Origin of the sequence: Pseudomonas sp. SWRI179, from assembly GCF_014268705.1 — a bacterium.
GTDB lineage: Bacteria > Pseudomonadota > Gammaproteobacteria > Pseudomonadales > Pseudomonadaceae > Aquipseudomonas > Aquipseudomonas zanjanensis.
Map to the genome: position 1 here is coordinate 1 of NZ_JABWRA010000039.1, position 21,925 is coordinate 21,925.

A 21,925-nucleotide genomic window follows, 5' to 3' on the forward strand; every position below is an offset into this window, starting at 1 on the left:
GCTCATGGTCGCTGAAACGCGCCGCCGAGAGCCCTGATGCAACCCTTCCTGCGGCCTACAGGCTTTTGTGGCGAGGGAGCTTGCTCCCGCTTGGGCTGTGGGAGCAAAGCTTGCTCGCGAAACAGGCGCCTCGATTCTGCAAGACCGCATCGCGTCCATCGCGGGCAAGCCTTGCTCCCACATAGCGGGAGCAAGCTCCCTCGCCACAAAAGCTGCCTAGCCCTCGCTGAGCGTATGGCCTTCAAATTAAAACCAACCTATTCATATTCCTAAAAGTTAGTTCAAAAATAATTTATACACGCTTAGGGTATATGGACCGGACCACCGGACATTCTTGATTTTTACTCGCCGCAATCATCGCGGCGTTTCTTGAGATGTGAGGTGGGTATGGAACGGAACACAATCACCCCAGTGCAGTATGCCAAGGCACTGCCCGCAGCCACGGAGTGGCTGTAATGTCGGATCTGGCGCAAGCAAAGGTCCAGAGCGACCTGGACATCGCACCCCTGCTGTTGCCTGCACAAGTGCTGCGCAACGATGCCGAAGCGATCAAGGCCGCCCACGAACTGGCACAGGTCGCCCGTCAACAAGCGGCGCGTCGTGACCAGCAACGCAAGCTGCCTTGGGCTGAAATCGAGCAATTCACCCGCAGCGGCCTGGGCAGCATCGCCATTCCCCGGGCATACGGCGGCCCGCAGGTTTCGTTCGTCACCCTGGCCGATGTGTTCGCGATCATTTCCGCCGCCGACCCGGCCCTTGGACAGATTCCGCAAAACCAATTTGGCGTGCTCCAACTGATTCTCGGCACCGGCACCGAGCGGCAGAAGAAAATCCTGCTGCAAAGCGTGCTCGAAGGCTGGCGCATCGGTAACGCCGGGCCCGAACGTGGCACTCGCAATACCCTTGAACTCAAGGCCCGGATCAGCGCCGACGGTGACGGCTTCGTCATTAATGGCCAGAAGTTCTATTCCACTGGGGCGCTGTTTGCCCACTGGGTCGCGGTCAAGGCGCTGAATGACGAAGGTCGGCAGGTGCTGGCGTTCGTGCGGCGCGGCACCCCGGGCCTGCGGATCGTCGACGATTGGTCGGGCTTCGGCCAGCGCACCACGGCCAGTGGCACCGTGCTGCTGAACAATGTACGGGTGGATGCCGAGTTGGTCCTGGATAACTGGCGCATCAACGATACGCCCGGTGTGCAAGGGGCGATTTCCCAACTGATTCAGGCCGCCATCGATGCCGGCATCGCCCGTGGCGCCATCGACGATGCCATCGCCTTCGTGCGCGAACGCGCCCGGCCCTGGATCGACGCCAAGGTCGACCGCGCCAGTGACGACCTCTACGTGATCGCCGACATCGGCAAGCTGAAAATCGAACTGCACGCCGCCGAAGCATTGCTGCGCAAGGCTGGACAGGTACTGGACCAGGTCAGCGCCGCCCCCATCACGGCGCAATCGTCCGCCCGCGCCTCGATTGCCGTGGCCGAAGCCAAGGCGCTCACCACCGAGATCGCCCTGCAGGCCAGCGAAAAATTGTTCGAACTGGCCGGCAGCCGCGCCACCCTCGCTGAATTCAACCTCGATCGCCACTGGCGCAACGCCCGGGTCCACACCCTGCACGACCCGGTGCGCTGGAAATATCACGCGATAGGCGCCTACCACCTGAACGGCACCTTGCCGGCCCGACATTCCTGGATCTGACGACCCGACCTCTGGAGCAGCACATGCCGTTTTCCCAACACGTCGCGGTGATCACCAGCGATGAACAAGCCCTGATCGTGGCCAGTGACCTGGCCGATGACTTCAAGCGCGACAGCGCACTGCGCGACCGTGAGCGTCGCTTGCCGTACCCGGAACTGGAAGCTTTCTCCCGCTCCGGCCTGTGGGGCATCAGCGTGCCCAAGGCCTACGGCGGCGCCGGTGTGTCCAACGTCACCCTGGCCAAAGTGATCGCCCTGATTTCCCAGGCCGACGGCTCTCTTGGGCAGATTCCCCAGAATCATTTCTACGCCCTGGAAGTGCTGCGGGTGAACGGCAACGAAGCGCAGAAGCAACGTTTGTACGCCGAAGTCCTGGCCGGCCAACGCTTTGGTAATGCCTTGGCCGAGCTTGGCACCAAGACCGCCCACGACCGCGTCACTCAACTGCGCCGCGACGGCGAGGGTTATCGCATCAACGGGCGCAAGTTCTACGCCACCGGCGCGATCTACGCCCAGCGCATCCCCACGTCGGTGGTGGATGAAAATGGCGTGCAGCAACTGGCGTTCGTCCCCCGCAACAGCCAAGGCCTGACGGTGATCGATGACTGGAGCGGTTTTGGCCAGCGCACCACCGGCAGCGGTTCGGTGGTGTTCGAAGACGTGTACGTCACTGCCGACGACATCGTGCCTTTCCAGAGCGCCTTCGAACGGCCCACACCGGTGGGGCCGCTGGCGCAGATTCTTCACGCCGCCATCGACACCGGCATCGCCCGCGCCGCCTATGAAGACGCTTTGCATTTTGTCCGCAGCAAAACCCGTCCCTGGATCGATGCCACCAGCGATGTCGCCACCGAAGACCCGCACACCCTCAAGAGTTTCGGCCAACTGAGCATCCGCCTGCACGCCGCCGAAGCCCTGTTGGAACGCGCCGGTGAATTCCTCGACCGGGCCCAGGCCGACCCCCGGGCCGACACGGTCGCCGCCGCCTCGATTGCCGTGGCCGAAGCCCGCGCCATCAGCACCGAGATTTCCCTCGCCGCCAGCAGCACGCTGTTCGAGCTGGCCGGCAGCCAGGCGACCCTGGCCGAGCATGGTCTCGACCGCCACTGGCGCAACGCCCGAGTGCACACCCTGCATGACCCGGTGCGCTGGAAATACCACGCGGTGGGCAACTTCTACCTCAACGATGAAAAACCGCCGCTGCGGGGGACGATCTGATGGCGGCCGGCAAGAAAAAAATCCTCCTCAATGCGTTCAACATGAACTGCATCGGGCACATCAATCATGGCCTGTGGACCCATCCACAGGACACATCGACCCAGTACAACACGATCGAATACTGGACCGCCCTGGCCCAATTGCTCGAGCGCGGCTTGTTCGACGGGCTGTTCATCGCCGACATCGTCGGGGTCTACGACGTGTATCAACAGTCAGTGGACGTGACCCTCAAGGAGTCGATCCAACTGCCGGTCAATGACCCGCTGCTGCTGGTCTCCGCGATGGCCGCCGTGACGAAAAACCTGGGGTTCGGCCTCACCGCCAACCTGACCTACGAACCGCCCTACCTGTTCGCCCGACGCATGAGCACCATCGATCACCTGAGTCGCGGCCGGGTCGGCTGGAACATCGTCACCGGCTACCTGGACAGTGCCGCCAAAGCCATGGGCCTGACGGTGCAAGTCGAGCATGACCGCCGCTACGACCAGGCCGACGAATACCTGCAAGTGCTCTACAAATTATGGGAAGGCAGTTGGGAAAACGACGCGGTCATCAACGACCGCGAGCAGCGAATCTATGCCCGGCCGGAGAAAGTACACAAGGTCCGGCACCAAGGCGAGTTCTACCAGGTCGAGGGCTATCACCTTTGCGAGCCCTCGCCCCAACGCACGCCGGTGCTGTTCCAGGCCGGCAGTTCCGAGCGCGGCTTGACGTTCGCCGGGCAGCATGCCGAGTGCGTGTTCATCAGTGGCCAGAACAAACCGACGACCAAGGTCCAGGTGGACAAGGTCCGCGCCAGCGCCGCCGAGGCCGGGCGCAACCCCGAAGACATCAAGGTGTTCATGGGCCTGAACGTGATCGTCGCCGAGACTGAAGCCGCCGCCTGGGCCAAGCATGCCGAGTACTTGGGGTACGCCAGCGCCGAGGCCGGGGTGGCGCATTTCTCCGCGTCGACGGGGATCGATTTTTCCCAGTACGAACTGGACGAGCCGATCCAGTACGTCAAGAGCAACGCGATCCAGTCGGCCACCAAGACCTTGCAGAACAACGATTGGACCCGGCGCAAATTGCTCGAACAGCACGCCCTGGGCGGTCGCTACATCACGGTGGTTGGCTCACCCGAACAGGTGGCCGATGAGCTGGAATCGTGGATCGCCGAAACCGGCCTCGACGGCTTCAACCTGACCCGCATCGTCACGCCGCAAAGCTACGTGGATTTCATCGACCTGGTGATCCCCGAGTTGCAGCGACGCGGCTCGTACAAGACCGAATACGACAGCGGCACCCTGCGCGAGAAGCTGTTTCACGCAGGGGCTCATTTGCCCGAACAACACACTGGCTCGACCTACCGGCACTGATCCTATGGCTACCGACACTGATCCTGTGGCGAGGGAGCTTGCTCCCGCTGGTGGGTGAAGCCCGCCCAAAAAGGCTTTGGGGCCACTTCGTAGCCCAGCGGGAGCAAGCTCCCTCGCCACAAAGGCCTGAGACTCATCCATCAATGACTGGAATAACCGACATGACCAAACACTTCCTCACCCTGCCAGTCAAAACCCTGGCCCTGGCCCTCGGCCTGTTCAGCTCGGCGCTGTATGCCGCCGACGCACCGTTGAAGATCGGCACCACCGCCGCCTTCGCCATTCCCCTGGAGGCGGCGGTCGAAGAAGCCGACAAGCAGGGACTGAAAGTCGAGCTGGTGGAGTTCAGCGACTGGATCGCGCCCAATGTCAGCCTGGCCTCCGGTGATATCGACGTGAATTACTTCCAGCACATCCCGTTCCTGGAAAATGCCAAGGCCGCCGCCGGATTCGACCTGGTGCCCTTCGCCCCGGGGATCATCAACAACGTCGGCCTCTATTCGAAAAAATACAAAAGCTTCGACGAACTGCCCAAAGGCGCCAGCGTCGCCATCGCCAACGACCCGATCAACAGCGGTCGCGGCCTGCAATTGCTGGCCAAGGCCGGGCTGATCAGCCTCAAGCCGGGCGTCGGCTACAAGGCCACCGAAGACGACATCGTCGCCAACCCGAAGCAACTCAAGATCCTGCAAGTCGAAGCCGTGCAACTGGTACGCGCTTATGAAGACGCCGACCTGGTGCAGGGATATCCGGCCTACATCCGCCTGGCCAAGACTTTCGATGCCAGTTCCGCCTTGCTGTTCGACGGCCTCGATCACAAGGAATACGTGATTCAGTTCGTGATCCAGCCCAAGAGCAAGGACGACCCGCGGCTGATCAAGTTCGTCGACATCTACCAACACTCGCCCGCCGTGCGCGCCGCCCTGGACAAGGCCCACGGCAAGCTCTACCAAGCCGGCTGGGAAGGCTGACATGAACGCCGTCAACGCTCGACTCCGCCACGAAGGCCCCGCGCCGCAAAGCGCCGACCAGACCGAACTGCACCCGGAGCTGAACCGCGCCCACGTGCGCTTCATCGGCCTGGGCAAGACCTACCACGGCGCCCAGGGGCCGGTGGCCGCGTTGCAAGGCATCGACCTGGCGATCCAACGCGGCGAAGTGTTTGGCATCATCGGCCGCAGCGGCGCCGGCAAATCCTCACTGATCCGCACCATCAACCGGCTCGAACGACCCACCAGCGGCCGGGTGTTGATCGATCGGGTGGACATTGGCGAACTCGATGAAGACCGCCTGGTGAAACTGCGCCGACGCATCGGCATGATCTTCCAGCACTTCAACCTGATGTCGGCCAAGACCGTGTGGCAGAACGTTGAATTGCCCTTGAAGGTCGCCGGCGTGCCCAAGGCGCAGCGCCAGCGCAAAGTCCGCGAGCTGCTGGAACTGGTGGGCCTGCAAGGCAAGCATCTGGCCTATCCGGCGCAGCTTTCCGGTGGGCAGAAGCAGCGGGTCGGGATTGCCCGGGCGCTGGTGCATGACCCGCAGATATTGCTGTGCGACGAGGCCACCTCAGCCCTGGACCCGGAGACCACCCAATCGATCCTCGGCCTGCTGCGCGAGATCAACCAGCGGCTGGGGCTGACCATCGTCTTGATCACCCACGAGATGGCGGTGATTCGCGAAGTCTGCGACCGGGTGGTGGTGCTCGAGCAAGGACGAATCGTCGAGCAGGGCCCGGTCTGGGAAGTTTTCGGCAACCCGCGACACGAGGTCAGCCGGACGCTGCTGGCGCCGTTGCAACACGCCATCCCGGAGGAACTGCAAAGTCGCTTGCAGGTGCAGCCGGCGTCGGCGGATGCGGCGACGGTGCTGCGCCTGCAATTCACCGGCGCTGGTCATGATGAAGTAGACCTTGCCGCCTTGTTCAGCGCCCTCGGTGGGCGGGTGCGCTTGCTGCACGGCGGCATCGAACGGATTCAGGGCCACGGGCTGGGGCAGTTGCTGCTGGCCGTGAGCGGTTCGTCGTGGGGTGCCGAGGAGCTGCGCCAACGGGCGGGCAATTGGGCGCAACGGGTGGAGGTACTGGGTTATGTGGTTTGATCGGTTGTTGCAGGGTTTCATCGACACGTTCCTGATGGTCGGCGTGTCGTCGTTGATCGCATTGATGGCGGGCATACCGCTGGCGGTGATTCTGGTCACCAGCGGCAAGGGTGGGATCTATGAGGCGCCAGTCTTGAACAAGGCCCTGGGCGCGTTCGTGAACCTGTTCCGCTCGATACCGTTCCTGATCCTGATGGTGGCGCTGATTCCGTTTACCCGGCTGATCGTCGGCACCACCTATGGCGTGTGGGCTGCGGTCGTACCGCTGACCATCGCCGCCACGCCGTTCTTCGCCCGCATCGCCGAAGTCAGCCTGCGGGAAGTCGACCATGGCCTGATCGAAGCGGCCCAGGCCATGGGTTGCAGACGCTGGCACATTGTCTGGCATGTGCTGCTGCCCGAAGCCCTGCCGGGCATCGTCGGTGGTTTTACCATTACGCTGGTGACCATGATCAACTCCTCGGCCATGGCCGGAGCGATCGGCGCCGGCGGCCTGGGCGACATTGCCTACCGTTATGGCTACCAGCGTTTCGACAGCCAGATCATGCTCACGGTGATCGTGTTGCTGGTGGCGTTGGTGGCCGTGATCCAATTGGGTGGTGACCGCCTGGCACGGGGCTTGAACAAACGCTGAGCTGTGGAAGCAGTTGACCTGTTGGGGCAATCCAACCTGTGGGCAGTTGACCTGTGGGGGCAATCCAACCTGTGGGAGCAAAGCTTGCTCGCGATAGCAGTATTCCATCCAACATGGATGCCAGCTGGACGACGGCAATCGCGAGCAAGCTTTGCTCCCACAGGCAGCTCCGTGCGCTTGCGGTATAGTCGGCTGACACTCCTCACCCAAGCCCGCGATCATGAAACACACCACCGAAGACCTGCACGCCATCACCGCCACGACCCTGGGCCATTACAATGCCGTGGCGGAAAGTTTCCGCGAAGGCACCCGCGATCACGATGTCAGCCAGAACATCGACGCCTTACTGCGCCATATCCAGGGCCAGGCACCGCTGCACATCCTGGATCTGGGCTGCGGCCCGGGGCGCGACCTGCGCACATTCACGGCCATGGGTCATGTCGCGGTCGGCCTCGACGGCTCAGAAGAATTTGCCCGGATGGCGCGCCAGGACAGCGGCTGCGAGGTGTGGCAACAAGACTTCCTGGAGCTCGACCTGCCGGCCGAACGCTTTGACGGGATTTTCGCCAACGCGGTGCTGTTTCATGTCCCCGTCCAGGAACTGCCGCGGGTGCTCAAGCAATTGCGCGCCACGCTCAAGCCCGGCGGCGTGCTGTTCAGCTCCAACCCCCGGGGCGAAAACCAGGAAGGCTGGAACGGCCAGCGCTTCGGCGCCTACCACGACCTCGCGGCCTGGCAAACGCTGCTTGGCGAAGCGGGCTTCGTGGAACTGGAGCACTACTACCGACCGGCGGGGCTGCCACGGGAGCAACAGCCTTGGCTGGCGAGTGTGTGGCGTAGACCTTGAGCCTCCATTGTGGCGAGGGGATTTATCCCCGTTGGGGTGCGAAGCAGCCCCAAATTTTTTGCTACCCCGGTGTGCCTGATTGAGTGCAGGGGGCGCTTCGCACCCCAACGGGGATAAATCCCCTCGCCACAAAGAACAGCGCTTGAGTCCAATTCTTTATCGCCTGTCACTCCTGCCTTTTCAACCACTTCTGCGACAACTGCTCCAGCCTCCCATCATCCTTGATCCGCGCCAGGGCATTATCCAGGCTGGCCTTGAACGCCGGGTTGCCCTTCTGGAACGGAATTACCAGGCTCGGCGGCGGGTCGCTCTTTTCTTCCGGCTGGAACGACTGCGCCATGACCAACGGACGCTGCGGCTCTTCCTTGCTCGCCAGCAGTTGCGCATCCGGACGGCTATACGCCGCACTGAGGTCGAAACGTTCCGCCAGTTCCGGGGTCATTGCTATGTGGTTGATGGCAACGTCGTACTTGCCACTCTCCACACCGGGCAGCAGATCCGCGGCATCGGTGACGACGAAGTCGGGGCGTACATCGAGCTCGGCCGCGAGCATTTCACCCAGCTCCACTTCGAAACCGGTGAGTTTGCCGTCTTCCTTGAAGTTGAAGGGCGCGGTGTTGGCTTCGAGAGCAATGCGCAGCTCGCCACGGTCATTGATGTCGTCGATCAGTTCGGCATGAGCCAGGGGGCTCAAAAGGGGTAGCAGGCAGATCAGGCCAGGCAGGAAACGCATGGTCACTCCTAGTATTTATACAAGCGACGCTCGTTTCAGGCTCGCTTTGCTATGGTTGTTGCAGGCTTCGACAACGATTGGCCATGAAGTTGTGATGGCCAGGCGGATTTCATGGAAAAACTGGAGAAAAAAATGAAAAGCTTTATGTCTCGTGCCGCGTTGGCCGGTCTGTTATTGGGCGCTTCGATGCTGGCAAGTGCCGCGACGCCGGCGCCCAAAGGTGCAGAAGTGTTCATCGTTTCCCCGGAAGACGGCGCCACGGTCGCCCAGGAATTCAAGGTCAAGTTCGGCGTCAAGAACATCGCCCTGGCCCCGGCGGGCGATGTGACCAAAAATACCGGCCACCATCATTTGCTGATCGATGTCGACAAGCTGCCGGCCGCAGGCGCGCCGATTCCGACCGACGCCCACCACATGCACTTCGGCAAGGCACAGACCGAGGCCACCATCAAACTGGCCCCGGGCAAGCACACCTTGCAATTGATCCTGGGCGACAGCGGCCACATGCCGTTCGACCCGTCGATTGTGTCCAAGAAAATCACTGTCAATGTGAAGTAACACAGCACCGGCTGGCACTACGCAGATCCCTTGTGGGAGCGGGCTTGCTCGCGAAGGCGGTGTATCAGCCGGCAATATATCGACTGGCACACCGCCTTCGCGAGCAAGCCCGCTCCCACAGGGGTTTGATGGTGTTTCAAAAAAAAACGGGAGCCCTTTCGGGGCTCCCGTTTTTTTTATTGCAAAGCCAGGCTAGCTTAGAACAACACGCGGCAACGAATCGTGCCATTGATGTGCTGCAGCTTCTCTTGCGCCAGGTCCGAGTATTCGGCGTCGACGTCGATCACGACGTAGCCGACTTTCTCGTTGGTCTGCAGGAACTGACCGGAAATGTTGATGCCGTTTTCGGCGAAGACCTTGTTGATCTCGCTCATCACACCCGGAATGTTCTCGTGGATGTGCAGCAGGCGGTGCTTGCCAGGGTGGGCAGGCAGGGCCACTTCCGGGAAGTTCACCGACGATACCGAGGTACCGTTGTCGCTGTACTTGACCAGTTTCTCCGCCACTTCCAGGCCGATGTTGGCTTGGGCTTCAGCGGTGGAACCGCCGATGTGCGGGGTCAGGATCACGTTGTCCAGGCCACGCAGCGGGCTCTCGAAGATGTCGTCGTTGGAGCGCGGCTCCACCGGGAACACGTCGATGGCGGCGCCGATCAGGTGCTTGTCCTTGATCGCGTCGGCCAGGGCGTCGAGCTTGACCACGGTGCCACGCGCGGCGTTGATCAGGATCCCGCCTTTCTTGATAGCGCGGATTTCCTTCTCGCCAATCATCCACTGGGTGGCAGCGGTTTCCGGCACATGCAGGGTCACGATGTCGGACATGCCCAACAACTCGTGCAAGTCGTTGACTTGGGTGGCGTTGCCCAGGGGCAGCTTGGTCACGGTGTCGTAGAAGAACACCTGCATGCCAAGGCCTTCAGCCAGTACCGACAACTGCGTGCCGATCGAGCCGTAGCCGACGATACCCAGCTTCTTGCCGCGGATTTCGAAGGAGTTGGCCGCGCTCTTGATCCAGCCGCCACGGTGGCAGGAAGCGTTCTTCTCGGGGATGCCGCGCAGCAGCAGGATCGCTTCGGCCAGCACCAGTTCGGCAACGGAACGGGTGTTGGAGTACGGTGCGTTGAACACCGCGATACCGCGCTCGCGCGCCGCGTTGAGGTCAACCTGGTTGGTGCCGATGCAGAAGCAGCCGACCGCGACCAGTTTCTTGGCGTGGTCGAAGATCTCTTCGGTCAGTTGAGTACGGGAGCGAATGCCGATGAAGTGAGCATCGGCGATCTTTTCCTTGAGCTGGGCTTCCGGCAGAGAACTGGTGATGTACTCGATGCTGGTGTAGCCCGCCGACTTGAGGACGTCGACAGCCGATTGGTGGACGCCTTCGAGAAGAAGGAACTTGATCTTGCTCTTATCGAGAGAAGTCTTGCTCATCTGCGTAAACCTGTGTCCCGGAGAAAAATGGCAGGGAATCGGACAGCGCATGCTGGCCCGACCGGCGTGACAGCCGTCGCCGCAGAACAGCCGTTGGGCACTACGCTGCGGGGTCGGTATGCTAGCATACGCCCCCCGCAAACACTCATTCCTGCGACGTGAAGCGTTCTCAGGATGACCATGAATTGTTCGAGAGTTCTGTCGATGACCCATCCTGCCGTGATAGATGAGCTGAAGACCCTGGTTGAGCCTGGCAAGGTCTTGACCGATGCCGACTCCCTGAACGCTTACGGCAAGGATTGGACCAAGCATTTCGCCCCGGCGCCTTCGGCCATCGTCTTTCCCAAGACCACCGAACAGGTCCAGGCCATTGTGCGCTGGGCCAATGCGCACAACGTCGCGCTGGTGCCGTCGGGCGGGCGCACCGGGTTGTCCGCCGCCGCCGTGGCCGCCAACGGCGAAGTGGTGGTGTCATTCGACTACATGAACCAGATTCTCGACGTGAACCTCACAGACCGCACTGCCGTGTGCCAGCCGGGCGTGGTCACCGAGCAACTGCAGAACAAGGCTAAAGAACATGGGCTGTACTACCCGGTTGACTTCGCTTCGGCAGGTTCCAGCCAGATTGGCGGCAATATCGGCACCAATGCCGGCGGAATCAAGGTCATTCGCTACGGCATGACCCGCAACTGGGTGGCGGGCATGAAGGTCGTCACCGGCAAGGGCGACCTGCTGGAACTGAACAAGGACCTGATCAAGAACGCCACCGGCTACGACTTGCGGCAGCTGTTCATTGGCGCCGAAGGCACCCTGGGCTTCGTGGTCGAGGCCACCATGCGCCTGGACCGTACGCCAAAGAACCTCACCGCCATGGTGCTCGGCACCTCGGACTTCGACTCCATCATGCCGGTGCTGCACGCCTTCCAGGGCAAGCTGGACCTGACCGCTTTCGAATTTTTCTCCGACAAGGCCCTGGCCAAGGTCCTCGGTCGTGGCGACGTACCGGCGCCATTCGAAACCGAGTGCCCGTTCTACGCGCTGCTGGAATTCGAAGCCACCACCGAAGAGGTCGCCAACCAGGCCTTGGAAACCTTCGAGCATTGCGTGGAACAGGGCTGGGTGCTGGACGGTGTGATGAGCCAGAGCGAAACCCAACTGCAAAACCTGTGGAAATTGCGCGAGTACATCTCCGAAACCATCTCCCACTGGACGCCGTACAAAAACGACATTTCGGTGACCGTCTCCAAAGTCCCAGCCTTCTTGCAGGAAATCGACGGGATCGTTGGCGAACATTACCCGGACTTCGAAATCGTCTGGTTCGGTCACATCGGCGACGGCAACCTTCACTTGAACATCCTCAAGCCAGAAAACCTGAGCAAGGATGAATTCTTCGCCAAATGCGCGACCGTGAACAAATGGGTCTTTGAAACCGTCGAGAAGTACAACGGCTCGATTTCCGCCGAACACGGCGTGGGCATGACCAAGCGCGACTACCTGACTTATAGTCGTTCGCCAGTGGAGATCGAATACATGAAAGCCGTGAAAGCCGTATTCGACCCGAACGGCATCATGAACCCAGGCAAGATTTTCGCGGTTAACGCCTAAAAAAACACCTGATGAACCCTAGAGCAGGAGTCGGTAAATGAGCTATCAGCACCAGTATGTCGACGGTACACGTATTCATTTCCCGTTAGGGAAAGTGGTGTGCATTGGCCGCAACTACGCCGAACATGCCAAGGAACTGGATAACCCGGTGCCCACCGAACCCTTGTTGTTCATCAAGCCGGGCAGCTGCGTGGTGCCGCTGGAAGGCAGTTTCAGCATTCCCGCCGACCGTGGCTCGGTGCACTACGAGGCGGAAATCGCCGTGTTGATCGGCAAGCCGCTGTCCACCAAGCCCAGCGTTGAAGAGGTGCTGGACGCGATCTCCGGCTTCGCCCCGGCCCTGGACCTGACCCTGCGGGACAAACAGGCCGAGCTCAAGGCCAAGGGCCTGCCGTGGGAAGTCGCCAAGTCCTTCGACGGCGCGGCAGTGATCGCGCCATTTGTCTCGAAGGATACGTTTGCCGACCTGACCGACATTCCCGTGCGCCTGACCATCAACGGTGAAGTGCGCCAGGACGGCAACAGCAGCCTGATGCTCAACCCCATCGTGCCGATGATCCAATACATGGCCGGTTGTTTCTCGCTGCAGGCCGGCGACGTGATCCTCACCGGCACCCCGGCGGGCGTCGGGCCGCTGAATGCGGGCGATGAACTGATCCTGGAACTGCCAGGGGCGAGCAGCTTCCAGAGTAGCGTTCGCTAACTCGGTTTTGTGACCACTACAGATCAAATGTGGGAGCGGGCTTGCTCGCGAATGCGGTGTATCAGAAACATATATGTCGACTGACACTCCGCATTCGCGAGCAAGCCCGCTCCCACATTAGAGATCCAGGCTTTCCTGAAGACCGAAGTTTTACCGTTTTTTTCACATGCCATCCGGATAATTCCGAGGAATGCGGCATCTGAGCCAGCCACTCCCTTAGCCGAACTTTCTGGAACACATTCCCTGATGGCCAAAACCCAAACACTGCCTGCCGCCAAGCCTGCCCGCCGCTCTCGCTTCGCCCTGCCCTGGTATGCCTGGTCGCTGCTGACGGTGGCTGCAGCCTATGGCTTGGCGTTTGCGATGCATTGGGACGACCGCGGCCTGCTTTGGCTGTCGGAACACTTCCAGAGCCCGGTCCAGCGCCAGGAAAGCATCTGGTTGCCAGACTATCGCGCCGTGATCGACGCCAAGCCGCTACCGGGCATGGAGAAGGACGAAGCGTCCGATGTGACCTATAACCCGCAGACCAAGACCCTGTTCGCAGTCATGGGCAAGAACCCATTCCTGGTGGAGCTGACCCTGCAAGGCGATGTATTGCGCAAGATGCCATTGGTGGGCTGGGGCAATCCGGAAGGCGTGGCGTTTATGGAAAACGGTCTGCTGGCCATTACCGATGAACGAAAGCACCTGCTATCGATCGTTCAGGTCGATGCCGACACCCGCGCGCTGAACATCAATGACTTTCCTCGCTATGACCTGGGCACGTCGAAGAATCAGAACAAGGGATTCGAAGCCATCGTCTGGGACCCGAAAAATCAGCGACTGGTCCTCGGCGAAGAGCGCCCACCTGCGCTGTTCACCTGGAAAAGTGACGGTAGCCAGTTGCTCAAGGGCGATAAGCAGATCCATGTCAGCAACGAATTGGACCTTCGCAACCTTTCAGCATTGGCCGTAGACCCCCGCACCGGTCACATGCTGGTGCTGTCAGCCGACTCCCATCTATTGCTGGAGTTGGACGAAGAAGGCGAGCAGGTCAGCTTCATGACCTTGCTAGGCGGCTTCAACGGCCTGAAAGACACGATCCCTCGTGCCGAAGGTGTCACGATCGATGAGGCCGGTAACCTGTACATGGTCAGCGAGCCGAACCTGTTCTATCGTTTCGAAAAACAGCGCTGACAACTAACTCTGTAGGATAAGTCCTGCTTCGCTGTAGGGTGTGGCACGCAGCCATTAAGTTTCAGTTCAGGCAGCCGTGGTATTTCCACCCACCTGTTCTTATCCGAGCCCACCCCAACATGCGTCGACTCGCCCACCCCAAACCCTTGATCCTGATACTGCTGACGCTGGTGCTGATCAGCCTGATCGCCGTCGGCCAGCACCTGCGCCTGTTCGAACGTGCCTGGTTCAACCTGAATACGCTCTGGAAAAATACCAGCGAACAGGCCATTGCCCTGGATCAATACCGGGTCACCGTCGAGGCGCGGGTGATCGAAGGCCTGGATGATGACGTTTCCGCGCTGACGTTCGATCCGGTCCGCAAGAGCCTGTTCACTGTCACCAATAAAAACGCCGAGCTGATCGAGCTGTCGCTGGATGGCAAGATTCTGCGGCGCATCGCCCTGATCGGCTTTGGCGACCCGGAGGCGGTGGAGTTCATCAGCGAAGACACCTACGTCATCACTGACGAGCGCCAGCAACGGCTGATCAAGATTCACTTGGAAGACAACACCCAATTCCTCGACGCCGCCGAAGCCGAGCAGATATCCCTCGGCGTGCACATGAGGAGCAACAAGGGGTTCGAAGGACTGGCCTACGATTCGGTGGGCAAACGCCTGTTCGTGGCGAAGGAACGCGACCCGATGCTGATTTACGAAGTGCACGGGTTTCCCCACCACAATCTGGAAAAGTCCTACGCGGTGCATGTGATCAACAACCCCAAGCGCGATGCCGGGCTGTTCGTACGCGACCTTTCAAGCCTGCAATACGATGAACGCAGCGGCCATTTGCTGGCGCTGTCCGATGAGTCGCGGTTGATTATCGAGTTGGATATCGACGGCCGACCGTTGAGCACGCTCTCATTGAGCAAGGGCCGCCAGGGGCTGCAACAAACCGTACCCCAGGCCGAAGGCCTGGCCATGGACGACGATGGCAACCTGTACCTGGTGAGCGAGCCGAATCTGTTTTATGTGTTCAAGAAGCCGCAGCCTTGATCTTGGCCTGACGCAGAACCATGTGGGAGCGGGCTTGCTCGCGAATGCGGTATATCAGACACATATATGCCAACTGACACACCGCATTCGCGAGCAAGCCCGCTCCCACAGGACTCGAGCTTAAATCAATAGCCCCTGGGCCTACTCAGCCCGCAGGGTCTTCACCCCATCAGCAGTCCCCAGCAACAGCACATCCGCCGGGCGAGCAGCGAACAAACCGTTGGTGACCACGCCGACGATGGCGTTGATCTGGCTTTCCAGTTCCACCGGGTTAGTGATCTGCAGGTTGTGCACATCCAGGATGATGTTGCCGTTATCGGTCAGCACGCCTTCGCGATACACCGGGTCGCCGCCCAGTTTCACCAGTTGGCGGGCCACATGGCTACGGGCCATGGGGATAACTTCCACCGGCAACGGGAACGCGCCGAGTACCGGCACCAGTTTGCTGGCGTCGGCAATGCAGATGAAGGTCTTGGCCACCGCCGCGACGATCTTCTCGCGGGTCAGGGCCGCGCCGCCGCCCTTGATCAGGTTCAGGTGCGCGTCGCTTTCATCGGCGCCGTCGATGTAGAACTCCAAGTCGCTGACGGTGTTGAGTTCGTACACCGGGATCCCGTGGCCCTTGAGGCGCGCAGCGGTCGCTTCGGAGCTGGCGACGGCGCCATCGAACGCACCCTTGTGTTGCGCCAGCGCGTCGATGAAGCAATTGGCCGTGGAGCCGGTGCCGACCCCGACGACGCTCTTGTCATCCAGTTTCGGGAGGATGAGGTCGACGGCGGCCTGGGCCACGGCCTGTTTGAGTTGATCCTGGGTCATGCGGGCTCCGAAGGTGCCGAGAGAGAACGAAAGGCCGGCATTATAGGCGCCGAAAGGGCCCTGGTCATTGCCTGATTGGCACCGAGCCAGTGTGGCGAGGGAGCTTGCTCCCGCTCGGCTGCGAAGCAGTCGTGATTGATGTCTACCGCATATCGAAGGGGGCCGCTGCGCGACCCAGCGGGAGCAAGCTCCCTCGCCACGGGGTTTCTGCGCTCAAAGTGCCTTAATCGTGTGGTCGCCCAGCCAAAAGCCGGGTTAGACTCCTTGGCCCTGCCCAACCCGCTCAGTGATGCTTTCCGATGCTTGAACAGTACGTCAAAAAGATCCTCACCTCGCGCGTTTACGACGTTGCCGTAGAAACCCCGCTGCAGGCCGCTCGCCAGCTCTCCGAGCGGCTGGGCAACAGCATCCTGCTCAAGCGTGAAGACTTGCAGCCAGTGTTCTCGTTCAAGATTCGCGGGGCCTACAACAAGCTGACCCAGCTCAGCGACGAAGAACGCGCACGCGGCGTGGTCACGGCTTCGGCGGGCAACCACGCCCAGGGCCTGGCCCTGGCGGCGAAGGTGCTGGGGGTCAAGGCCACCATCGTGATGCCCAAGACCACGCCGGAAATCAAGGTCGAAGGCGTGCGTTCCCGTGGCGGCAAAGTGGTCTTGCACGGTGACTCGTTCCCCGAAGCCCTGGCCTATTCGCTGAAACTGGTCGACGAAAAGGGCTACGTCTACATCCACCCGTATGACGATCCCCACACCATTGCCGGGCAGGGCACCGTGGCGATGGAAATCCTGCGCCAGCATCCTGGGCGCCTCGATGCGATCTTCGTCCCGGTGGGCGGTGGCGGGCTGATCGCCGGGATCGCGGCCTACGTGAAATACCTGCGCCCGGACATCAAGATCATCGGCGTCGAGCCGGACGACTCCAACTGCCTCCAAGCGGCCATGGCCGCAGGCGAGCGCGTAGTGCTGCCGACCGTGGGACTGTTCGCCGACGGCGTTGCCGTGGCACAGATCGGCCAGCACACCTTTGATATCTGCAAACATCACGTGGACGAAGTGATCACCGTCAGCACCGACGAGATCTGCGCCGCCATCAAGGATATCTACGACGATACCCGCTCGATCACCGAACCTGCCGGCGCATTGGGCGTGGCTGGGATCAAGAAATACGTCGAGTCACGGCACATCAGCGGCCAGACCCTGGTGGCGATCGACTCCGGCGCCAACGTCAACTTCGACCGCTTGCGCCATGTCGCCGAGCGCGCCGAGCTGGGCGAGGGCCGCGAAGCGATCATTGCCGTGACCATCCCCGAGAAGCCGGGCAGCTTCAAGGCGTTCTGCGAAGCAGTGGGCAAGCGCCAGATCACCGAATTCAACTATCGCTACAACACCGGCAGCGAAGCGCACATCTTCGTCGGCGTGCAGACCCACCCGGAAAACGACCCGCGCAGCGCGCTGATCGCCAGCCTGACCGAACAAGGCTTCCCGGTGCTGGACCTGACCGACAATGAACTGGCCAAGTTGCACATTCGCCACATGGTCGGCGGGCATGCGGCCCATGTCATCGACGAAGTGGTGCTGCGCTTCGAATTCCCGGAACGTCCGGGGGCGCTGTTCAACTTCTTGAACAAGCTGGGTGGGCGCTGGAATATCTCGATGTTCCACTACCGCAACCATGGCGCGGCGGATGGCCGTGTGGTCGCGGGGCTCCAAGTGCCCCACGATGAACGCCACCTGGTCCCGGCCGCCCTGGAAGAAATCGGCTACCCGTACTGGGATGAAAGCGATAACCCGGCCTATCAGTTGTTCCTGGGTTGATAAAGGCGGGCTAGGCTGAGAGCAAGACTTAAGGAAATCGACCCCATGGAAACATTGACCGCGCTGAAGATCGCCCACGGCATCGCCACTGTATTACTGCTGGCGGGTGCACTGGGGCTGGCCATCTGGGTCTGGCGCACGCGCCGCAACGGCGACGCCACGGCGGCTGCGCGCACACTGCAACGTCCGCGGTTGTTCATCTGGCTGGTCATGATCCTGGCGCTGGCTAGCCTGCCATTCACCGGCTGGTGGATGGTTCATCAAATCGGCTGGCCACTGGGACAGACCTGGCTGCTGGCTTCCAGCGTGCTCTACACCTTGGCGGCGCTGGCGGGGTTCTGGCTGCTGGTGCGGCTGAACACATTGCGCAAAGCGCCAGGCGGTAGCGGGAAGTTTACCTTTGCCCTGGCGCTGTTCAGCGTTGTCTGCTTTGTCGCCATCGCGGGGTTGATGGGGGCCAAGCCGGTTTAAGGCTTAGAGACCGCATCGCCCCTTTCGCGAGCAGGCTCGCTCCCACATGGATTGTATGAACAACACAGTCCATGTGGGAGCGAGCCTGCTCGCGAAAGCTGTTTCAGCCACGCAGACTGATTACCGGCCAACCCCGCTTCTGGGCCTCAGCCCGAAGATTCGGATCCGGATCCACCGCCACCGGATGCGTCACCGCTTCCAGCAACGGCAAATCGTTCATCGAATCGCTATAAAAGTAGCTATCGTCGAGCGAGTACCCGGTTTCTTCCAGCCAACGGTTCAACCGGGTCACCTTGCCCTCGCGGAAACACGGGATGTCGGTGCTGCGTCCGCTGTAGCGCCCGTCGACCATCTCGCACTCGGTGGCAATCAGGGTTTCGACCCCCAGGCGCTCGGCAATTGGCGCGGTAACGAAGCGGTTGGTGGCGGTGATGATTACCAGCTTGTCGCCGGCGTCACGGTGCTTTTTCAGCAGTTCGATGGCCTGGGGCAACACGATCGGCTCGATGCAGTCGCGCATGTAGTCCAAGTGCCATTGGGCCAGGATGTGCATTTCGGTACGGCCAAGGATTTCCAGGCAAAAGTTCAGGTACTCGGCATTGTCGAGCTTGCCGGCCAGGTAATCCTGGTAGAACGCGTCGTTGCGTGCCTTATAGGTGACAGCGTCCAGAAAACCGCGCTCGCACAGGTAATCGCCCCACGCGTGGTCGCTGTCGCCACCCAGCAATGTGTTGTCCAAGTCGAATAAAGCCAGCCGCATCGCAGTTACTCGCTGAAAAATCTAAAGAAAGGCGTCCAGAATACGGACTTTTCACAAGAGTGCACATAAGCTAGGGACGCTCGTTGCTGCTTTCACAACCTTTGTGGAACAATGCGGCGACATGCGTTTGCGAGGTTGTTGCCGTGATCGATCCCGATGGTTTCCGTCCCAATGTGGGGATCATTCTTACGAATGATGCTGGGCAGGTGCTATGGGCACGCCGTATCAATCAAGACGCCTGGCAGTTTCCCCAGGGTGGGATCAACCCCCAGGAGACGCCGGAAGAGGCCTTGTACCGCGAGTTGAATGAAGAAGTGGGGCTTGAGCGCGAAGATGTCGAAATACTCGCCTGCACCCGAGGCTGGTTGCGCTATCGTTTGCCGCAACGCCTGGTCAGGACGCACAGCCAACCGCTGTGCATCGGCCAGAAGCAGAAATGGTTTCTCCTGCGCCTGATCTCCAACGAGCAGCGGGTGCGGATGGATTTGACCGGTAAACCGGAGTTCGATGGCTGGCGCTGGGTCAGCTATTGGTATCCGTTGGGCCAGGTGGTGACATTCAAGCGCGAGGTGTACCGACGCGCCCTCAAAGAGCTTGCCCCGCGCCTGCTGACGCGCGACTGACGACGGAGTTCGACCCCGAGCCATGCTCAATACGCTGCGCAAGATCGTCCAGGAAGTTAACTCCGCCAAGGATCTCAAGGCGGCGTTGGGGATTATTGTATTGCGCGTCAAAGAGGCCATGGGCAGCCAGGTCTGCTCGGTCTACCTGCTGGACCCCGAGACCAATCGTTTCGTGCTGATGGCCACCGAGGGCTTGAACAAGCGCTCCATCGGCAAGGTGAGCATGGCGCCCAATGAAGGCCTGGTCGGTCTGGTCGGCACGCGCGAAGAACCCCTGAACCTCGAAAACGCCGCGGATCACCCGCGCTACCGCTACTTTGCCGAAACGGGTGAAGAACGCTACGCCTCGTTCCTTGGCGCACCGATCATCCACCACCGCCGCGTCGTCGGCGTGTTGGTCATCCAGCAAAAAGAGCGCCGACAGTTCGACGAAGGTGAAGAAGCCTTCCTTGTAACCATGAGCGCGCAACTGGCCGGGGTTATCGCCCATGCCGAGGCCACCGGCTCGATCAGCGGCCTGGGTCGCCAGGGCAAGGGTATCCAGGAAGCGAAGTTCGTCGGTGTGCCCGGCTCACCGGGCGCGGCAGTGGGCACGGCGGTGGTCATGTTGCCGCCCGCCGACCTCGACGTGGTGCCGGACAAGACCGTCGCCGACATCAATGCCGAGCTGGGCTTGTTCAAGACCGCCATCGAAGGCGTGCGGGCCGACATGCGGGCCCTGTCGGCCAAGCTGGCGACGCAGTTGCGCCCCGAAGAACGCGCACTGTTCGACGTCTACCTGATGATGCTCGACGATGCCTCCCTGGGCAGCGAAGTGACCACCGTCATCAAGACCGGCCAGTGGGCCCAGGGTGCGCTGCGCCAGGTGGTGACCGACCACGTCAACCGTTTCGAACTGATGGACGACGCCTACCTGCGCGAACGCGCCTCGGACGTCAAGGACCTTGGCCGTCGCTTGCTGGCGTACTTGCAGCAGGAGCGCCAGCAGACCCTGGTCTACCCCGACAACACCATCCTGGTCAGTGAAGAGCTGACCCCGGCCATGCTCGGCGAAGTGCCCGAAGGCAAGCTGGCGGGCCTGGTCTCGGTACTGGGTTCGGGCAACTCCCACGTGGCGATCCTGGCCCGGGCGATGGGCATTCCGACGGTGATGGGCCTGGTGGACCTGCCGTACTCCAAGGTCGACGGCATCCAGATGATCGTCGACGGCTACCACGGCGAGGTCTACACCAACCCCAGCGACGTGCTGCGCAAGCAGTTCGCCGATGTGGTGGAGGAAGAAAAGCAACTGTCCCTGGGCCTGGATGCGCTGCGGGACCTGCCGTGCATTACCCTCGATGGCCACCGCATGCCATTGTGGGTCAACACCGGCCTGCTGGCCGACGTCGCCCGAGCGCAGAAGCGTGGCGCCGAAGGTGTGGGGCTGTACCGCACCGAAGTGCCGTTCATGATCAACCAGCGCTTCCCCAGCGAAAAAGAACAGCTGGCGATCTACCGCGAACAACTGGCCGCGTTTCACCCACAACCGGTGACCATGCGCAGCCTGGACATCGGCGGCGACAAGTCCCTGTCCTACTTCCCGATCAAGGAAGACAACCCGTTCCTCGGCTGGCGCGGCATCCGCGTGACACTCGACCACCCGGAAATCTTCCTGGTCCAGGCCCGCGCCATGCTCAAGGCCAGCGAAGGCCTGAACAACCTGCGCATCCTGTTGCCGATGATCTCCGGCACCCATGAACTGGAAGAAGCCCTGCACCTGATCCACCGGGCCTGGGGCGAAGTCCGCGACGAAGGCACCGACGTGCCGATGCCGCCGGTCGGCGTGATGATCGAGATTCCGGCCGCGGTGTACCAGACCAAGGAACTGGCGCGGCAGGTGGACTTCCTGTCGGTGGGTTCCAACGACCTGACCCAATACCTGCTGGCCGTGGACCGTAACAACCCACGGGTCGCCGACCTGTACGACTACCTGCACCCGGCGGTGCTGCAAGCCTTGCAGAACGTGGTGCGTGACGCCCATGCCGAAGGCAAGCCGGTCAGTATCTGCGGCGAAATGGCCGGCGACCCGGCCGCCGCGGTGCTGCTGATGGCGATGGGGTTCGACAGTTTGTCGATGAACGCCACCAACCTGCCGAAAGTGAAGTGGATGCTGCGCCAGATCAACCTCAGCAAGGCCCAGGAATTGCTCGCGGAAGTGATGACCATCGACAACCCGCAAGTGATCCACAGCTCCTTGCAACTGGCGCTGAAGAACCTTGGGTTGGCGCGGATGATCAATCCGGCTTCGAACAAGACCCTCTAGACAGTTCAGCGAGCATTTGTGGCGAGGGAGCTTGCTCCCGCTGGGCTACG

The 21,925-nt window shown here is 61.2% G+C and carries 20 protein-coding genes; 16 read left to right on the forward strand and 4 right to left on the reverse strand.

From position 1 onward, the window contains the following. Positions 1 to 455: 455 nt before the first annotated feature. The 7 genes from HU767_RS20530 (at position 456) to HU767_RS20560 (ending at position 7,850) form a co-directional block, all read left to right on the forward strand. Positions 456 to 1,697, forward strand: coding sequence for an SfnB family sulfur acquisition oxidoreductase (locus HU767_RS20530; protein WP_186730338.1), 1,242 nt, complete (start codon positions 456 to 458; stop codon positions 1,695 to 1,697). A 23-nt stretch (positions 1,698 to 1,720) separates the two neighbouring features. Beyond that, positions 1,721 to 2,914: an SfnB family sulfur acquisition oxidoreductase gene (locus HU767_RS20535; RefSeq protein WP_186707318.1), complete on the forward strand. Its 1,194-nt coding sequence runs from the start codon at positions 1,721 to 1,723 to the stop codon at positions 2,912 to 2,914. Continuing rightward, positions 2,914 to 4,272, forward strand: a complete 1,359-nt coding sequence (locus tag HU767_RS20540) for an LLM class flavin-dependent oxidoreductase (protein WP_186730339.1) — start codon at positions 2,914 to 2,916, stop codon at positions 4,270 to 4,272. Before HU767_RS20535 ends, HU767_RS20540 begins: the two co-directional genes overlap by 1 nt. A 161-nt stretch (positions 4,273 to 4,433) precedes the next feature. After that, complete coding sequence (locus HU767_RS20545) at positions 4,434 to 5,243, forward strand: MetQ/NlpA family ABC transporter substrate-binding protein (RefSeq protein ID WP_186707320.1); 810 nt, start codon at positions 4,434 to 4,436, stop codon at positions 5,241 to 5,243. 1 nt (position 5,244) lies between these two features. Further along, positions 5,245 to 6,369, forward strand: coding sequence for an ATP-binding cassette domain-containing protein (locus HU767_RS20550; RefSeq protein WP_186730340.1), 1,125 nt, complete (start codon positions 5,245 to 5,247; stop codon positions 6,367 to 6,369). Next, complete coding sequence (locus HU767_RS20555; protein WP_186707322.1) at positions 6,359 to 7,003, forward strand: methionine ABC transporter permease; 645 nt, start codon at positions 6,359 to 6,361, stop codon at positions 7,001 to 7,003. Before HU767_RS20550 ends, HU767_RS20555 begins: the two co-directional genes overlap by 11 nt. Positions 7,004 to 7,223: 220 nt before the next feature. Further along, entirely contained in the window at positions 7,224 to 7,850 is a 627-nt protein-coding gene (locus HU767_RS20560) for a class I SAM-dependent methyltransferase (protein WP_186707323.1), read from the forward strand. Positions 7,851 to 8,016: 166 nt separating this feature from the next. Here the strand turns inward: HU767_RS20560 and HU767_RS20565 are convergent, their stop codons facing one another. Beyond that, positions 8,017 to 8,583 (reverse strand): transporter substrate-binding domain-containing protein, encoded by a 567-nt coding sequence (locus HU767_RS20565; RefSeq protein ID WP_186730341.1) that lies wholly within the window; start codon positions 8,581 to 8,583, stop codon positions 8,017 to 8,019. Positions 8,584 to 8,715: 132 nt separating this feature from the next. Between HU767_RS20565 and HU767_RS20570 the strand changes: the two genes are divergently transcribed. Then, the gene (locus HU767_RS20570; protein WP_186730342.1) at positions 8,716 to 9,141 is read left to right on the forward strand and encodes a DUF4399 domain-containing protein; all 426 of its coding nucleotides are present in this window, start codon (positions 8,716 to 8,718) and stop codon (positions 9,139 to 9,141) included. Between the two features lie 197 nt (positions 9,142 to 9,338). Here HU767_RS20570 and serA read toward each other — a convergent pair whose 3' ends face one another. After that, entirely contained in the window at positions 9,339 to 10,568 is a 1,230-nt protein-coding gene (gene serA, locus HU767_RS20575; RefSeq protein WP_053117264.1) for a phosphoglycerate dehydrogenase, read from the reverse strand. 204 nt (positions 10,569 to 10,772) lie between these two features. On the opposite strand from serA, the gene HU767_RS20580 reads away from it, so the two are divergent. From HU767_RS20580 to HU767_RS20595, 4 genes are all read left to right on the forward strand, one after another. Continuing rightward, positions 10,773 to 12,173, forward strand: a complete 1,401-nt coding sequence (locus HU767_RS20580) for an FAD-binding oxidoreductase (RefSeq protein ID WP_186707326.1) — start codon at positions 10,773 to 10,775, stop codon at positions 12,171 to 12,173. 37 nt (positions 12,174 to 12,210) lie between these two features. After that, on the forward strand, positions 12,211 to 12,876 hold the full coding sequence (locus HU767_RS20585) for a fumarylacetoacetate hydrolase family protein (RefSeq protein WP_186730343.1): 666 nt from the start codon (positions 12,211 to 12,213) through the stop codon (positions 12,874 to 12,876). Between the two features lie 246 nt (positions 12,877 to 13,122). Continuing rightward, the gene (locus tag HU767_RS20590) at positions 13,123 to 14,055 is read left to right on the forward strand and encodes an SdiA-regulated domain-containing protein (RefSeq protein ID WP_186730344.1); all 933 of its coding nucleotides are present in this window, start codon (positions 13,123 to 13,125) and stop codon (positions 14,053 to 14,055) included. Between the two features lie 119 nt (positions 14,056 to 14,174). Beyond that, positions 14,175 to 15,089, forward strand: coding sequence for an SdiA-regulated domain-containing protein (locus HU767_RS20595; protein WP_186730345.1), 915 nt, complete (start codon positions 14,175 to 14,177; stop codon positions 15,087 to 15,089). Between the two features lie 141 nt (positions 15,090 to 15,230). On the opposite strand, the gene rpiA is transcribed toward HU767_RS20595, so the two are convergent. Next, positions 15,231 to 15,905 carry a ribose-5-phosphate isomerase RpiA gene (gene rpiA / locus HU767_RS20600; RefSeq protein ID WP_186730346.1) on the reverse strand — a complete coding sequence of 225 codons (675 nt, stop codon included), beginning with the start codon at positions 15,903 to 15,905 and terminating at the stop codon, positions 15,231 to 15,233. A gap of 299 nt (positions 15,906 to 16,204) precedes the next feature. On the opposite strand from rpiA, the gene ilvA reads away from it, so the two are divergent. Continuing rightward, on the forward strand, positions 16,205 to 17,719 hold the full coding sequence (gene ilvA / locus HU767_RS20605) for a threonine ammonia-lyase, biosynthetic (protein ID WP_186707331.1): 1,515 nt from the start codon (positions 16,205 to 16,207) through the stop codon (positions 17,717 to 17,719). 45 nt (positions 17,720 to 17,764) lie between these two features. Next, positions 17,765 to 18,190: a DUF2269 family protein gene (locus tag HU767_RS20610; RefSeq protein ID WP_186707332.1), complete on the forward strand. Its 426-nt coding sequence runs from the start codon at positions 17,765 to 17,767 to the stop codon at positions 18,188 to 18,190. 103 nt (positions 18,191 to 18,293) lie between these two features. Here the strand turns inward: HU767_RS20610 and HU767_RS20615 are convergent, their stop codons facing one another. Next, entirely contained in the window at positions 18,294 to 18,950 is a 657-nt protein-coding gene (locus HU767_RS20615; RefSeq protein ID WP_186707333.1) for an HAD family hydrolase, read from the reverse strand. Between the two features lie 143 nt (positions 18,951 to 19,093). Between HU767_RS20615 and HU767_RS20620 the strand changes: the two genes are divergently transcribed. Further along, a complete protein-coding gene (locus HU767_RS20620) occupies positions 19,094 to 19,573 on the forward strand; it encodes an RNA pyrophosphohydrolase (protein ID WP_003186867.1) in 480 nt (159 codons plus the stop codon). A 22-nt stretch (positions 19,574 to 19,595) separates the two neighbouring features. Continuing rightward, the gene (ptsP, locus tag HU767_RS20625; protein ID WP_186707334.1) at positions 19,596 to 21,875 is read left to right on the forward strand and encodes a phosphoenolpyruvate--protein phosphotransferase; all 2,280 of its coding nucleotides are present in this window, start codon (positions 19,596 to 19,598) and stop codon (positions 21,873 to 21,875) included. The last annotated feature ends 50 nt before the right edge of the window (positions 21,876 to 21,925 follow it).